At 62.6% G+C, this 14,422-nt stretch carries 13 protein-coding genes; 8 read left to right on the top strand and 5 right to left on the bottom strand.

Annotation, left to right across the window (positions count from 1 at the left end):
• Positions 1-455: 455 nt before the first annotated feature.
• Positions 456-617 (top strand): DUF1328 family protein, encoded by a 162-nt coding sequence (locus AWB82_RS18030; RefSeq protein ID WP_008346326.1) that lies wholly within the window; start codon positions 456-458, stop codon positions 615-617.
• Between the two features lie 137 nt (positions 618-754).
• Here AWB82_RS18030 and AWB82_RS18025 read toward each other — a convergent pair whose 3' ends face one another.
• Entirely contained in the window at positions 755-2,056 is a 1,302-nt protein-coding gene (locus tag AWB82_RS18025; RefSeq protein ID WP_086969533.1) for an aspartate aminotransferase family protein, read from the bottom strand.
• Between the two features lie 90 nt (positions 2,057-2,146).
• Between AWB82_RS18025 and AWB82_RS18020 the strand changes: the two genes are divergently transcribed.
• From AWB82_RS18020 to AWB82_RS18000, 5 genes are all read left to right on the top strand, one after another.
• A complete protein-coding gene (locus tag AWB82_RS18020; RefSeq protein ID WP_200818135.1) occupies positions 2,147-3,031 on the top strand; it encodes a LysR family transcriptional regulator in 885 nt (294 codons plus the stop codon).
• A 209-nt stretch (positions 3,032-3,240) separates the two neighbouring features.
• Entirely contained in the window at positions 3,241-3,750 is a 510-nt protein-coding gene (locus AWB82_RS18015) for a helix-turn-helix domain-containing protein (RefSeq protein ID WP_086969529.1), read from the top strand.
• Complete coding sequence (locus AWB82_RS18010; RefSeq protein ID WP_086969527.1) at positions 3,747-4,163, top strand: VOC family protein; 417 nt, start codon at positions 3,747-3,749, stop codon at positions 4,161-4,163. The genes AWB82_RS18015 and AWB82_RS18010 overlap by 4 nt, the downstream gene beginning before the upstream one ends.
• A 74-nt stretch (positions 4,164-4,237) precedes the next feature.
• Positions 4,238-4,753 carry an SLATT domain-containing protein gene (locus AWB82_RS18005; protein ID WP_086969525.1) on the top strand — a complete coding sequence of 172 codons (516 nt, stop codon included), beginning with the start codon at positions 4,238-4,240 and terminating at the stop codon, positions 4,751-4,753.
• 623 nt (positions 4,754-5,376) lie between these two features.
• Positions 5,377-5,925, top strand: coding sequence for a hypothetical protein (locus AWB82_RS18000; RefSeq protein WP_143756762.1), 549 nt, complete (start codon positions 5,377-5,379; stop codon positions 5,923-5,925).
• A 46-nt stretch (positions 5,926-5,971) separates the two neighbouring features.
• Here AWB82_RS18000 and corA read toward each other — a convergent pair whose 3' ends face one another.
• The 4 genes from corA to AWB82_RS17975 all read right to left on the bottom strand — a co-directional run bounded on the left by corA (position 5,972) and on the right by AWB82_RS17975 (position 10,614).
• Positions 5,972-6,949: a magnesium/cobalt transporter CorA gene (gene corA / locus AWB82_RS17995; RefSeq protein ID WP_086969521.1), complete on the bottom strand. Its 978-nt coding sequence runs from the start codon at positions 6,947-6,949 to the stop codon at positions 5,972-5,974.
• Between the two features lie 237 nt (positions 6,950-7,186).
• Positions 7,187-7,405: a hypothetical protein gene (locus tag AWB82_RS17985; protein WP_086969517.1), complete on the bottom strand. Its 219-nt coding sequence runs from the start codon at positions 7,403-7,405 to the stop codon at positions 7,187-7,189.
• Between the two features lie 260 nt (positions 7,406-7,665).
• A complete protein-coding gene (locus tag AWB82_RS17980) occupies positions 7,666-9,594 on the bottom strand; it encodes a diguanylate cyclase domain-containing protein (protein ID WP_086969515.1) in 1,929 nt (642 codons plus the stop codon).
• A gap of 177 nt (positions 9,595-9,771) precedes the next feature.
• Positions 9,772-10,614 (bottom strand): DMT family transporter, encoded by an 843-nt coding sequence (locus AWB82_RS17975; protein ID WP_086969513.1) that lies wholly within the window; start codon positions 10,612-10,614, stop codon positions 9,772-9,774.
• A gap of 105 nt (positions 10,615-10,719) precedes the next feature.
• On the opposite strand from AWB82_RS17975, the gene gcvA reads away from it, so the two are divergent.
• Both gcvA and AWB82_RS17965 read left to right on the top strand, forming a co-directional pair.
• Positions 10,720-11,628, top strand: a complete 909-nt coding sequence (gene gcvA, locus AWB82_RS17970; protein ID WP_086969511.1) for a transcriptional regulator GcvA — start codon at positions 10,720-10,722, stop codon at positions 11,626-11,628.
• Between the two features lie 310 nt (positions 11,629-11,938).
• Entirely contained in the window at positions 11,939-14,371 is a 2,433-nt protein-coding gene (locus AWB82_RS17965; protein ID WP_086969509.1) for a glucose/quinate/shikimate family membrane-bound PQQ-dependent dehydrogenase, read from the top strand.
• Positions 14,372-14,422: the final 51 nt, after the last annotated feature.

Raw genomic sequence — 14,422 nt, 5'->3', positions numbered from 1 at the left:
ATCCAAACGAGTGTCTCTATCGTGCTTCGGTGGTGGGATGCCCGCGCGTATGTCTTGATGCTCAAGATGGCGAAGCGATCGACCTTGAACCGCAGATCGTCAACCATGCGAGCATGGCCCCTTTTTTTGGGAGTGCTTCGCTGGAATGTTGCCCGTAAATGCATGACCATTCGATAGCGCGAAGCAGCGCGCGAACGAGCGTTCAACACGCCGATTCAATCTTCACGTCTTCTTTTTTTTATTAACGGCAGGTGACGAGTCTTCTTGACGGCAGTGTAAAAAACGGATGAACCGCGCTCGCAGCGTGATGCGGGCTTGATGGCGTATGCAGGCGAGGCCAAGGATAGCACGGCAAAAATCTCCGCTCCACCCGGTAAGGAATACTGCTTGCTTATGCTAGGGAACTCCGCGCACATGGGGCGCGCGGCGGACTCGAACGAGAGGGGGATAACATCATGTTGTATTACGCGTTGGTCTTTTTCATCATCGCCATCATCGCGGCCGCGCTCGGATTCGGCGGCATCGCGGCGGGTGCGGCGGGCATCGCAAAGATCCTGTTCTTCATATTCCTCGTGATATTCCTCGTGACGCTGGTGATGGGCCTCATGCGGCGTTGACGGCCTTGTTTGAAGGCGTCGTGCCGAGGCTGGCACGACGTTTTTTTGCCGTCCAATGTGAAGGTCATTCGCACATGACCGAAAAGGCACGCTTTATTTGCAAAAGCGATAACTTTTAAGTCGATCTCCTCGAATGCCTACGACGATCGCTCGATAGCCTTGCCGAGCAGATCGAGCCCCAGATCGATCTCTTCCTCGCTCACGGTCAGCGGCGGCGCGATGCGAAACACGCCGCCCATGCCGGGCAGTTGCACGATGTTCATGCTCAGGCCGAGATTCATGCATTCGCGCGTGATCTTCGCGCCGAGACCGTCGGCGGGTTCCTTCGTGCGGCGATCTCTCACGATCTCCACGCCGAGCAGCAAGCCGCGTCCGCGCACATCGCCAATGCAGTCGAAGCGCTCCATCAGATCGAGCAGGCCGCGTCTGAGCCGCGCGCTCATCACGTTCGCGCGCGCGACGAGACCATCGCGTTCGACCACGTCCAGGACACGCAGGCCGACGGCGGCGGGCAGCGGATCGGACACGTGCGTCGTGTAGAACAAGTAGCCGAGCGCATGCGCTTTCTCTTCGATTTCCGCCGATGTCACGACGGCCGCGAGCGGCAAACCCGCGCCGAGCGTCTTGGACAGCGTGAGAATGTCGGGCGTGACGCCGTCGCGCTGGAACGCGAACATGGTGCCCGTGCGGCCGATGCCCGTTTGCGCTTCGTCGAGAATCAGCAGCATGCCGCGCTCTTCGCACTTGCGCTTCAACGCCGCCATATAGCCTTCCGGCAATTCGATGATCCCGCCCGAACTCAGGATCGGCTCCGCGATGAAAGCGGCGAGATTGCCGCTCGACTGCCGGTCGATGAGATCGAACGCGTAGTCGAGTTCCGCGAGCCAGTCGTACCGGCCGTTGCGTTCGAAGCGCGCGCGATACGCGAACGGCGCGGGAATCGCGAACGATCCGACCGCCGCGGGACCGACGCCCTTGCGCCCGGCGCTGTACGTGGCGGACGCGGCGTGGCCCGTCATGCCGTGCCACGACTGCGCAAAGCCGACGACTTCATACCTTCCAGTGACGAGCTTCGCCATGCGGATCGCGGCCTCGTTCGATTCGGCGCCGGTGCTGAGCAGCAGCGCGCGATCGAGTCCGGCGGGCGTGATATCGGCGAGACGCGTCGCGAGATCGACCACGGGACGCGACAGCATTCCGCTGAACAGATGATCCAGTTTGCCCGCGTATTCGCTTATCACCGAGACGATCTCGGGATGGCTGTGACCGAGCACCGCGCTCATCTGTCCCGACGTGAAATCGAGGATCGCGCGGCCGTCCGCGTCGTAGACGAAACTGCCCTGCGCGCGCTCGATGATCATCGGCTCGAACGTGCCGCCGTAGCGGATGAGATGTTGTCTGGCGTTGCGCCAGAAAGTTGCGTCGTTGTTCAGGGACACCGTGCTTCTCCTGGCGAGTAGCGGAACGAAATAGCGGAACGAATTTGCAGTGTAGACAACGCTCCGGTTTTATAGAATCGAATAGTTCTAATGCGAGATAGAAGAGGTGTTAATACCTTGAGCCTGTCACTCGAAATCGAATTGTTGCGCTCGTTCGCCGTCATCGCGGAGATGCGGGCTTTGAGCCGCGCGGCCGAGCGCATCGGCCGGACGCAATCCGCGCTAAGCCAGCAGATGAAGCGGCTGGAGGACATCGTCGATCAGCCGCTTTTTCAGCGCACCGGACGCGGCGTCGTGCTGACGAATCCCGGCGAACGCCTGCTGGTTCACGCGCAGCGCATCTTGCGCCTGCACGACGAGGCGATGGCCGATCTGTGCGGAAAAGGGCTATCGGGCAGCATTCGTTTCGGCTGTCCGGACGATTACGCTGCCGTCTTTCTGCCGAGCTTGCTGCGACAGTTTTCGAGCCAGCATCCGCACGCGCTGGTGGAAGTCGTGTGCGGTCCGACGCCTCGGCTCGCCGAGCAACTGAAAAAGCGCGCACTCGATCTCGCGATGCTCTCGCTGCCCGACGACCGCGCCGGCAGCGATGCGATCCGGCGCGAGCAACTGGTCTGGATCGGCTGCCCGGGGATGGATTCCGCGCACTACGATCCGTTGCCGCTCGCGCTTTCCGATCCGGACACGCTCGATCACATCGCCGCGTGCGACGCGTTGCAGCGCGCGGGCAGGGCGTATCGCATCGCGTACGCGAGCAGCAGTCTCGCCGGTCTCATCGCGCTCGTGCGCTCGGGGCAGGCCTTCGCGGTCATCACGCAGACGGCCGTGCCCGCCGATCTCTGCGTGCTGAACGCGGATACCGGACTGCCCGCGCTGCCGGGCGTCGGCATATCGTTGAAGTTCGCGCGCGAGCGTCCTTCGATATTGACGGCGGCGTTCGCGGAACACATCCGGCTCACGCTGCCGTTGTTGTAGCGCAAGACCGATTGCGCGAAGTGGGCAGCAATTCGCCCGTTTTCCGGCACATCGCGGAGCGACGTCGGGCGCTAAGATAACTTCCATCCCCTCTAGCTCATTTTCTCCAAGGAATGAGCGACTTTCGCGTCGTGCGGATTCCGTCCGCACGACGTTTTTCTTATGCGCGCCGGGCTACACTAGCCGCACATTTCACCCGCCCGCACGCCATGCCGCCAAGCGACCCCGATAGCGACGACGCCCTGCAAGATCCGGCTCTGCTGCGGCGTCTGTTGCGTGCCAAAGACCGCATGGACGCGTGCTCGCACGAGGACTGGCCCGTGAAGCGGTTGGCCGAGGTCAGCGGCGTCTCCGAGGCCCATTTCGCGCGTTCGTTCAAGCGGGCGTTCGGCATTCCGCCGCATCGCTATTTGCTGACGCGGCGTATTGAGCAGGCAGTCACGCTGTTGCGCGATACCGATCTCGCCATCACGGACATCGCCTTCGTCACCGGCTGGGAAAGCCTCGGAACATTCGGTCGCATTTTTCGCGATATCACCGGCCACAGTCCGGGCGCGATGCGCGTGCAATCGCGCGCCAGCATAGCCTCGCTCGATTGCGTGCCCGCCTGCGTGCTGAAGGCCGCGCAACGTCCCGATCTCACGATCGCAGTTTTGGAGAAGCGGCGGCGCGATGCGACAGGTACAGTGCGGCCATCTTCAACGAAGGAGGTCACATGAACCAGGGCATCAACGTGGTGGGCATTTACGTGGACGATCAGGACGAAGCGCTCGCGTTTTATGTCGACAAGCTCGGATTTCGCGTTCACACCGATGTGCGCAACGGCACTTATCGATGGCTCACCGTGCAGCATCCGGATCAGCCGTCGTTTCAGCTCGGGCTGTTTGCGCCGGGCGCGCCGATTCACGACGATGCGACCGCGCAAACCCTGCGCGCGATGGTCGCCAAGGGCGCAATGCCGCCGCTCGTGCTCTCCGTCGTCGACTGCCGCGCGACTTACGAGCGGCTGAAGGCGAGCGGCGTGGAGTTCACGCAAGAGCCGGTCGATCGCTTTGGCAGCGTCGATGCCGGATTTCGCGATCCCGCCGGCAATGGCTGGAAGATGATTCAGGCGCCGCGAAACGAGCGTTGAAGCGGCGCGGCATCGGGACGCGATTTGTCCGCGTTCGCGGCGAAGATGAGGTCTGTTCGTACAGTGCTTAGAACATGACCGATACCCTACTTCAATCGCAACGGACGGCCCCCGCGTCCTCCTATGACCCTCCGCGCGACACGTCGGCGCTCGTGCTGGCGTGGATCAGGCGCGCGCGCGAATCGCAGATTCGTCACTACACGATGGCCGACAAGCTGACGCTTTGCGGCAGACGGCTCGGACTCGCCGTCATCGGCATCACGGCGGCGACGGGCACGTCGGCGTTTCTCTCGCTTGTCGCGACGATGGTGTCGCCGGATGTGCGCATCGTGATCGGCATGACGAGTCTGAGCGCCGCGGTGCTCGCCTCATTGCAGACGTTCCTGCGCTACAGCGAGCGGGCGGAATTGCATCGCCGGGCGGGCGCGCAGTATGGCGCGGTGCGGCGGCGTCTCGAAGCGATTCACGCCGCCGATGCTTGTGCGTGCGACCCCTGTGTGGTCGATGCGGTGCGGGAAGAGTTGGACCAGATTGCGCAGACCGCGCCGCATCTGCCGCGCGCTGTGGTGGGCGAGAGAGCGAAGGGTTAGTCGCACGATCGCGGCCGCGAATAGCCCTATCTGACACGCGCTTTCCGCACCTTTCACCTGATGAATACATGCTGTTCGAAAGGGTATGTTTGTTCTTCCGAAACAATGGCCGGTGTGCTACGGTAATTCGTATGTATTACTTGCGACCGGACGATCGCTGATTGTCGATCGGCGTTCCGAACTGATTCGGACGGAGTGTGACAATGGAACAGCGAGGCGATGGCTCGTCGCTATATTTCGTCATCTGCCCCCGATGTGAAACCCTTTCATCAGTAGAAGAAAGCGTGTGCCCGTTCTGCGGCGCCGACCGGCACGGGGCCGTGCTGACGAGGGGCGCGGAGACAGCTTTGCGGGCAGTCGAGGCGGCGCGCGGCGTCACGCGCAATATTCACGAGCGCGGCGAGTTGGTCCCCGTGAGATGGCCCGCGCGTGTGAGGGATTATGAACCTCGTTTGCCTGCGCCCGCGTCCCAAGCCAGCAGCGCGGCTGTCCTCGAAACAGAGCGCGCGTCGAACTCGATACTTGCCACGGTCGTGATGGGGGCTGCCGTGCTCGTCGCGTGTTTTCTGGCACGTGCTTATTTCGACCAACAGGGTTCGACACCGCGCGCGGGAACGCTTCCCGTGGCCGTCGCGGGCACGGTTAGTCCGGCTCCGACGAAGACCGACGTAACCCTCAGCAATATCGATTCGGCGGACAGGATCGTGGACGGCGCATCGCGTAGTGCGCCGCATCCGTCAGTCGAATCCGCGTCGCCGTTCATTCCGGTCAAGGCATCGAGCAAGGAAAACGCTCGGCAACGTGTCGTTCCCGAACGTTCGATCGAAAAAAAGAACTCGACTTCTAGCTCCAGACAAACCCTAAGGACAACTTCGAAAACCACTTCGAAAACGGCTTCGAAAACGGCTTCGGTGCCTGCATCCAAACCCGTGTCAAAATCCGCCGCGGCGTGTCCGCATAAGTCCGATCGTGCGTGCGCCGAAGCAAAGAAAAGCTATGCATCGAAGACGGAGCCGAAGCAACGGCAGACGCGCGCGGCGTCGCATACAGCGCCCGTCGCTCAGACAAAGGCCGGCGCGAAGGAATTTCAAAAGGTGGCGGCCATCGCTCCGCCGGTGAAACCCGCCATGACGGCCGACGACAGTTGGCGGCCGAGCAAAAAGAAGAACTGAGCCGCAGTAACGCGCGTGTCATATCCGCTGAAGAAAGGCGCGCGGATCAGATCCACTTCGCTTTCCGGAACCATCGAAAAAGCAGCGTATCGATCATGACGATCGCCGCGATGACGACCGGATAACCGAAGCGCGCGTGCAATTCCGGCATGTGCTCGAAGTTCATGCCGTAGATGCCGGCGATCATCGTCGGCACCGCGAACATCGCCGCGAACGTGCCGAGGCGCTTGGTGATTTCGCTGTCGGTCAGCGCGATCATGCCGAGGTTGACCTGAATCGCGGTGATCACCATTTCGCGGCGTCCTTCGATTGCGCCGACGATGCGCTCCAGATGAAAGTACACGTCCTTGAAGTATGTCGTCATGCCTTCGCAGATGCGCGGCACGCGTCCGCCGGTCAGCTTGCCGACGCCTTCGAGCAACGGGCCGATGTGATGCCGCAGCACGACGAGCCGGCGCTTGAAGCGATATAGATCCTCGATCAACTCGCGCGAGTCGCTGTGCGCCTGACGCGCGAAAATGCGGTCTTCGAGTACTTCGAGCTCGGCGGTGAGCGTCTCCAGCACGGAGAAATAGCCGTCGACGATATCGTCCATCAGCGCATACAGCACGAACGCGGAACCTTGCTTCAAAAGCGGCGGCTCGCTCTCGCAGCGCTCGCGCACTTTCTTGAAGCCGCGCATTGTACGCATGCGCACCGAGAGCACATAGTTCGCGCCGACGAATACATCGACTTCGCCGAATAACAAATTGCCGTCTTCCTCTAACTCGACGGTGTGCATTACCGCGAACAGCGAATCGCCGTTTTCCTCGATCTTCGGCCATTGATGATGCGCGCGCACATCTTCGACGGCGAGTTCGTGCAGGCCGAATTCTTCTTTCATCGCATTGAGTTCGGCGGGATCGGGGTCCTTGAGCGCGACCCACACGAAGCACTCCGGCTTTTGCACGTAGTCGCTGATTTCCTCGACGGTGATGTCGCCGAGTTTTCGGCCGTCCTGATAGGCAACGCAGGCAATCAACATGCTTCATCTCCTGGCGGGAGGCGCGGTTGAGTGCGTGCCTGGCGGATCGACGCATCGCGCGGATGGCTCGCACCTGGCGGGGTTCGATCGGCGCGGACAGACATGCATCGTGCATGGGTCAGTCGACGTTTTGATGACATCGCGCGCGGCGTCGATGTGTTCGCTGCGCGCAGAAGGAAGATAGAGCAATCGGCAGGAACGCGCTTCGCGCCGGACGCGAAGCGCACTGATGGATATTTATTCGGCAGCCTGCCAATGCTCGTCGACGGTCTTATCCGTCACGCGCACCTTCGCGACCATCGGCGCATAACCGCGCAGCCTGATTTCATCGACGGCAAGCCGCTCCGAGCGATAACTTTGCTGCGTCATTCTCGATCCGTCGTTGAATTCGAGCGCATAGCCGTCGATCGGCCCCCACTGGCCCTTCGGCATCGGTTCGATATAAACATTTTGCATCGCGTTTCTCCAGCGTGATTGGAAAGCACTGGGCGGTTCGCATTGGCGAACTTACACCTCTTGTATAAGAGGTTATCGAAGAAACGTGGCCGGCCGGCGCGGATGCGTGGCGTTGCGCACCAAATAAAACTTGATTCAAATCAAGGCGCTAACCGCGCGCTCTCATGATGAGAAAGCCCATCCTCCGATATGCAACCCGACGCGTGCTGCCATGCAGCGCGGATTTTCGTGAAACGGACCTCAATTCCGTATCGTGAAAATCAATGACGCAACGCGCTTTGGCACTCGACGTCGAGAAAATTGTTGATGGCGGGCGCGACGTCCGCTGGCACGGAGGCGAAGCGAAAGCCGTTGCGTCCTTTGCGCTTGGCCTCGTACATCGCGCGATCCGCTTCGCCGAGCATCGCTTCGGCCGACGTGTCGAAGCCGCCCGCGCACATCGCGATGCCGACGCTCGTGCCGAGATGCGCTTCGGCACGGCCGAGTTCGAACGGCCGGCCAATCGCGCGGCAGATGTCCTGCGCAATGCGGCTGCACGCGCCCGGCGACGAGAGGCCTCGGGCGAGCAGCACGAATTCGTCGCCCGCGAGGCGGCAGACGAGATCGCCCGCGCGCGTGGCCTTCTTCAGCCGCGCGGCCACCTGTTTCAACAGCGCGTCGCCGACATCGTGGCCGTGCTGGTCGTTGACGTTCTTGAAGCCGTCGAGGTCCATGAAGAAGAGCGCGAAAGGCACGGCATCGTCGCGGGCCGCATCGACCGAAAGCGCGAGTTGCTCGGCGAGCGCGCGCCGGTTCGGCAAGCCTGTCAGCGCATCGAGCATGACTTCGGAGCGCATCTGGTTCTCGCGCCGCTTGGTCTCGGTGATGTCCTGCGACATGATGTAGAAGCCGGCGACTTCATCGCGCTGAAACTCGGGAATATAAGTCGCGTTCCAGATGCGGCTCGGCGCGCCCTCGTAGACGATGTCCTCGTGCGTCACGCGTTCGCCCGCGAGCACGCGGCGAAAGTAGGGCTGGCAACGCTCGAACGTCGCCGCGCCGATCGTGTCGCGCACGCGCTTGCCACGCAACGCGGCCGGATCGACGTCGAACACTTCGCGATACACCTGATTATTGAAACGGTAGCGCAGGTCCGCATCCACATGGGCGATCAGCACCGGCAGGTTGTCCGTGATCGTCTGCAACGCGGTGCGGCTGCTAGTGAGTTCGCGGGTGCGTTCGAGCACGCGGCGTTCAAGTTCCTGTCGATAATCGCGCAATACCTGTTCGCTGTATTTGCGGCTCGTGATGTCGTGCATCACGCTCACGAAGTGCAGCGGCTCGCCGCGCTCGTCGCGGATCAGCGCGACGGAAAGCTCGATCCACACCGGCTCGCCGTTGCGGCGGCGATAGCGTTTTTCAAGCGTATATGTCTTGATCGTGCCGTCGAGCAGTTCGGCGACGAGCTGCAGATCGGCGGATAAATCCGCTTCCTCGGTGATCTGCTGAAACGTCATCGTGACAAGTTCATCCGCGCTATAGCCTGTGATTTCACATAACTTCGGATTGACTTCGACGAAGCGGCCGTCCAGATCGACGATAGCCTTGCCCGTCGGCGTCTGTTCGAAGATCGTGCGAAAGCGCGTCTCGGACAGGCGCAGCTTGCGGCGATCGGCTTCCTGAATTTCGCGCGTCTCGCGCGCGGCTTCGCGCTGCACGATCTCACGCTCGACCGTGGCCGCGAGATCGCACAAGGCGGCTTGCAGACCGGCGCTCAGCTTGCGCGGTTTCGTGTCGATCGCGCAGAGCGTGCCGAGCACGAGACCTTTCGACGAGCGCAACGGCACGCCCGCGTAGAAGCGGATATGCGGCGCGCCCGCGACGAGCGGATTGCCGGCGAAGCGCGCATCGGTGTGCGTATCCTCGACGAGCAGCAGGCGCTCGGAATGCAGCGCGTGCGCGCAGAAGGAAACATCGCGCGCGGTTTCGCATACATCGAGTCCGAGACGCGACTTGAACCATTGCCGATGTTCATCGACGAGCGATACCAGCGCGATCGGCACCTGCAACAACTCGGCGACGACACGCGTCGCACGGTCGAAGACTTCTTCTCGCGGCGTGTCGAGCAAGTCGAGGCTGCGCAGCAACTGGAGCCGCTTCGCTTCGTCGGCGGGCAGGGGCGCCGCGTGCCATTCGTGGACGGGTTGCAAGGATCTTCTCGATTTCTTCCGGGTTACACAAGGCCATCGCGCTCCACGTATCGCCGTGGGGCCCGATGCCACGATGGGCAATCTACCGAACCCTGCGCAATCCCGATTCGTCGATCAAAGGCACGCTTGGCCTTCAGTTCGCCGCATGTGCCTTACGCGTGAAAGCATGCGGGCCGTTCATAGCCCGAGACAAACGGCCCCGGCCGCGACGACCACGCACGCGAGCCAGCGTTTCGCGCTGACCGCCTCTTGCAGGAACACGCGTCCGATGAGCGCCGCGAACACGACGCTCGTCTCGCGCAACGCGGACACCGTGCCCATCGCGCCCGATTGCATCGCCCAGATCACGATGCCGTAGGCCGCTATCGATACGAGGCCGCCCGCGAGCGACGAACCCACGGCCATCGGCGCTTCCTTCAAGGGCGTAAAGAGCGCCGCCGTGCCGCGTTTGGCGACGAAGATCAGCGGCATGAACCAGTAGAAGATGAACATCCACGCGGTATAGGTGAGCGCTTCGCCGCCGGACAAACGCACGCCGATGCCGTCGATCACCGTGTAGATCGCGATGGTCACGCCCGTCGTGAACGCGGCGAGCGCGCCCGCGCGCGACACGCGGCCGCCTTGCAAAGCGAGCGCCATGATGCCGCCCGAGATCAGCACGATCCCGAACGCGTGCACCGGCCCGATCGCCTCGTGCGCGAAGACGGCCGCGCCGAGCGTGACGAGCATCGGCGATGATCCGCGCGCGATCGGATAAGCCTGCGCGAGATCGCCGCGACGATACGAGCGCACGAGGCTCACGTTATAGACGATATGCACGAGTCCCGACGCGACGATGTACGGCCACGCGGCTTTCGCGGGCATTGGCAGATAGCAGACGACGAGCGCGGAAACAACGCCGATGGCGATGCTCATCCACGTCATCGACAGAAACCGGTCGCGGTTGCCGTGGAGCATCGCGTTCCAGCTCGCGTGAAGCACGGCTGCGAGGAGAACGACACCGCCGGTGTAGGTGAACATGCTTTCTTGTGTCGGTTATGTGACGAGTACTTCGTAGAATAACTATCTTGTAAGGCCATCGCAAACCATATAAATTGCGTCGTCGCGTTAGAAAAACTCTTGTGAATGAGACCGATATTGCCTTCTCTGAACGCGTTGCGCGCTTTCGAGGCTGCGGGGCGACTCGGCAGCTTCAAGGAAGCCGCGGCCGAACTGCATGTGACGCACGGCGCGATCAGCCAGCAGGTGCGTCTGCTCGAAGCGTGGCTCGGCGCGCCTCTGTTCGAGCGTCACAACCGCCGCGTGATGTTGACTCCGGCGGCGCGCGCTTATCTCGCGGAAATCGGCCCGCTCTTCGATCGGCTTTCGCAGGCCACGGCGCGCTACGGCTTGTCCGAGGCTGTGTCGCGAACGCTCACCGTGAATGCGCCCGCAACCTTCACGTTGCGCTGGCTCGTGCCGAGGCTCGAAAAATTCCGCACGCGTCATCCTGATGTCGAGGTCAGGATAGAGACATCGAATGAACCGGTCGAAAGCCTGAAGGACAATTACGACATGGTGATTCGCGGCGGCCCGGACACGTTCTACGGCTACGCGATGCGGCCCTTTCTCGACGAGGAGCGCCTGCCCGTGTGCAGTCCCGCGCTGTCTGAACGTCTCCCGTTGCACACGCCCGAAGACATGCGGCGGCACACGCTGCTGCACACGTCGAGCCTGCCGCGCGTCTGGCCGGACTGGCTCGCGCGCGCGGGCATCGCGGCGCTCACGCCTGCGGCCGTGCTCACCTTCGATCATTTCTATCTGACCTTGCAGGCCGCCGTCGATGGCATGGGCGTCGCGATGGGCCCGACGGCGCTCGTCGCGGACGATCTCGCGGCAGGCCGTCTCGTCGCGCCGTTCGACGGTCCGCGCTTGCCGTCGCGAAGCTATTGCACCTATGTCGCCGATGAAAAGGCGGGGCACGATCTGATCGTGCTGTTTCGCTCATGGCTCGAACACGAAGGGGACGCGTTCAAGAGCGAGCACGAAGTGTGAGCGCGCGCCGTGAGACAGGACAACGAACTATGCAAGTGTTTAACTATCCAGTTAGAATATAAAGGTTAACGCTAATGCCCCGGCCGATTCGTATCGGCCGCGCGGGGCAGGCGATCCAGCCGCGCACACCGGCGCACGCATGCACGCGTCGCCGGTTTCTCGCGTGTTGCGGTATCGGCGAATGACGACATGCGTCGCTCGACGCATCGACTTCACGGAACGCATTTCATCGCGCGGCGCAACACGGCCGCCGCGTTCCTTGTCGTCGGCCGATGCCAGATCGCCATGGCAGATTCCTGGAGAAGATTGAATGTCTACGAGTGAAGCCCGTCTTTCGGCCGGTCTGAGAGCGGCGTGTGTTTTACTGGGCCTCGCGCTGTTGGCCACAGGTCTGTTTTTCTTCGCCGGCGGCGTGAAGCTCGCGCTTTTGCACGGCAGCACGTATTTCCTGATCGCGGGCGCGGTCATCGTCGTGTCCGCGGTGCAGTTCATGCGGGCGAAATCGTCGGCGGTGATCGCGTTCGGCGCGGTTTTCATCGGCACGCTCATCTGGGCGCCCGTGGACGCCGGCTTCGATTTCTGGCCGCTCGTGTCGCGTCTGATGCTGCCCTCCGGCTTCATGGCGCTCGCGCTGCTCACGTGGCCGGCGTTGCGCAGGCGTGAGACCGGCAAGCCCGCTTCGAAGCGTGCGTATGCGTTCGCCGCCGTCATCGCGCTCGGCATGGTCGTCACCTTCGTGCGGATGTTTCAGCCGCATCCGACCGTCGCGTCCGATGGCGGCGAAACGCCGCTCGTGCCCGTGGCGAAGGAACACGCGCAAAAGGACTGGAGCAACTACGGCAATACGCCCGGCGGCAGCCGCTTCGTGGCGCTCGATCAGATTACGCGCGACAACGTGAAGGATCTGCAGGTCGCGTGGACGTTCCATACCGGCGATGTCCCCGAGAGTCCGACCGGCAACGGCGCGGAAGATCAGCAGACGCCGCTGCAGATCGGCGAGCGCATCTACATGTGTACGCCGCATAACAACGTGATCGCCGTCGATGCCGACAGCGGCAAGCAGATCTGGAAGCGCGAGATCGACGCGAAGTCGCAGGCGTGGAACCGCTGCCGCGGCCTCGCCTATTTCGATGCGACCCAGCCGTTGACGCAACCTTCCGTGGCTGGCTCGACGCCTGTGACGCCCGTTTCCGTCGCGGCAGGCGCAAGCTGCCAGCGCCGCTTGCTGATGAACACGATCGACGCGCGCCTCGTCGCCATCGACGCCGACACCGGCGCGCTGTGCGAAGGCTTCGGCGAGCACGGATTCGTGAATCTGAAGGCGGGTCTCGGCGAGGCCGACGATCCGAAGTATCAACTGACGTCGGCGCCGACGCTTGCGGGCACGACCGTCGTCGTGGGCGGACGCGTGGCGGACAACGTGCAGACCGACATGCCGGGCGGCGTGATGCGCGGTTTCGATGTCATCACGGGCGAGATGCGCTGGGCGTTCGATCCGGGCCACGACGATCCGAACGTGCGACTGCAACCGGGCGAGACGTATGCGCGCAGCACGCCGAACTCCTGGGCGCCGATGTCCTACGACGCCGCGATGAACACCGTGTTCATCCCGATGGGCAGTTCGTCCGTGGACTTGTGGGGCGCCAATCGCACGCCGCTGGATCATAAGTACGCGACGTCGATCCTCGCGCTCGACGCAACCACCGGCAAGGAAAAGTGGGTGTACCAGACGGTCCACAACGATCTGTGGGACTTCGACATTCCGATGCAGCCGAGCCTCATCGACTTCCCCGAAAAGGACGGTTCGACGAAACCCGCGGTCGTGTTCGGCACGAAATCCGGCCAGATCTTCGTGCTCGACCGCATGACGGGCAAGCCGCTCACGCGCGTCGAGGAACGCACCGTGAAGACGGGCACGATCCCCAACGAGCAATATTCCGCAACGCAGCCGTTCTCGGTCGGCATGCCGAGGATCGGCTCGGGTACGCTGACAGAATCGGACATGTGGGGCGCGACGCCGTTCGATCAGCTGATGTGCCGCATCAGCTTCAAGTCGATGCGTAACGAGGGCCTCTTCACTGTGCCCGGCACGGATGTCTCGCTGGACTTTCCCGGCTCGCTCGGCGGCATGAACTGGGGCAGCCTGTCGACCGATCCGAATCATCACGTCATCTTCGTGAACGACATGCGCCTCGGTCTCTGGGTGCAGATGATTCCGCAAAAGACCGACAACGCGGTCGCGAGCGACGGCGGCGAAGCGGTGAACACGGGCATGGGCGCGGTGCCGCTGAAGGGCACGCCGTATGCCGTGAACAAGAACCGCTTCATGTCGCCGTTCGGCATTCCGTGCCAGAAGCCGCCGTTCGGCACGCTCTCAGCCGTCGATCTGAAGACGCAAAAGCTCTTGTGGCAAGTGCCCGTGGGCACGGTGGAGGACACCGGGCCGTTCGGTATCAAGATGCGCATGAAGATGCCCATCGGCATGCCGACGCTCGGCGGCACGCTCGCGACGCAAGGCGGCCTCGTGTTCATCGCGGGCACGCAAGACTACTATCTGCGCGCGTTCGACAGCGCCACCGGCCGCGAAGTGTGGAAGGCGCGCTTGCCGGTCGGAAGCCAGGGCGGGCCGATGAGCTATGTGTCGCCGAAGACAGGCAAACAATACGTGCTGATCTCGGCGGGCGGCGCGCGGCAATCGCCGGATCGTGGTGATTACGTCATCGCATATGCATTGAATCGCTAATCGTCCGCTCGGGCGATTATCATGGCGGACGGCATTGCCTGGTGTGAATGC

The organism is Caballeronia glebae, assembly GCF_001545035.1.
GTDB classification, from domain to species: Bacteria; Pseudomonadota; Gammaproteobacteria; order Burkholderiales; family Burkholderiaceae; genus Caballeronia; species Caballeronia glebae.
The sequence above is the reverse complement of the archived record's forward strand: the minus strand, read 5'-3'. Positions and strand labels throughout refer to the sequence as shown.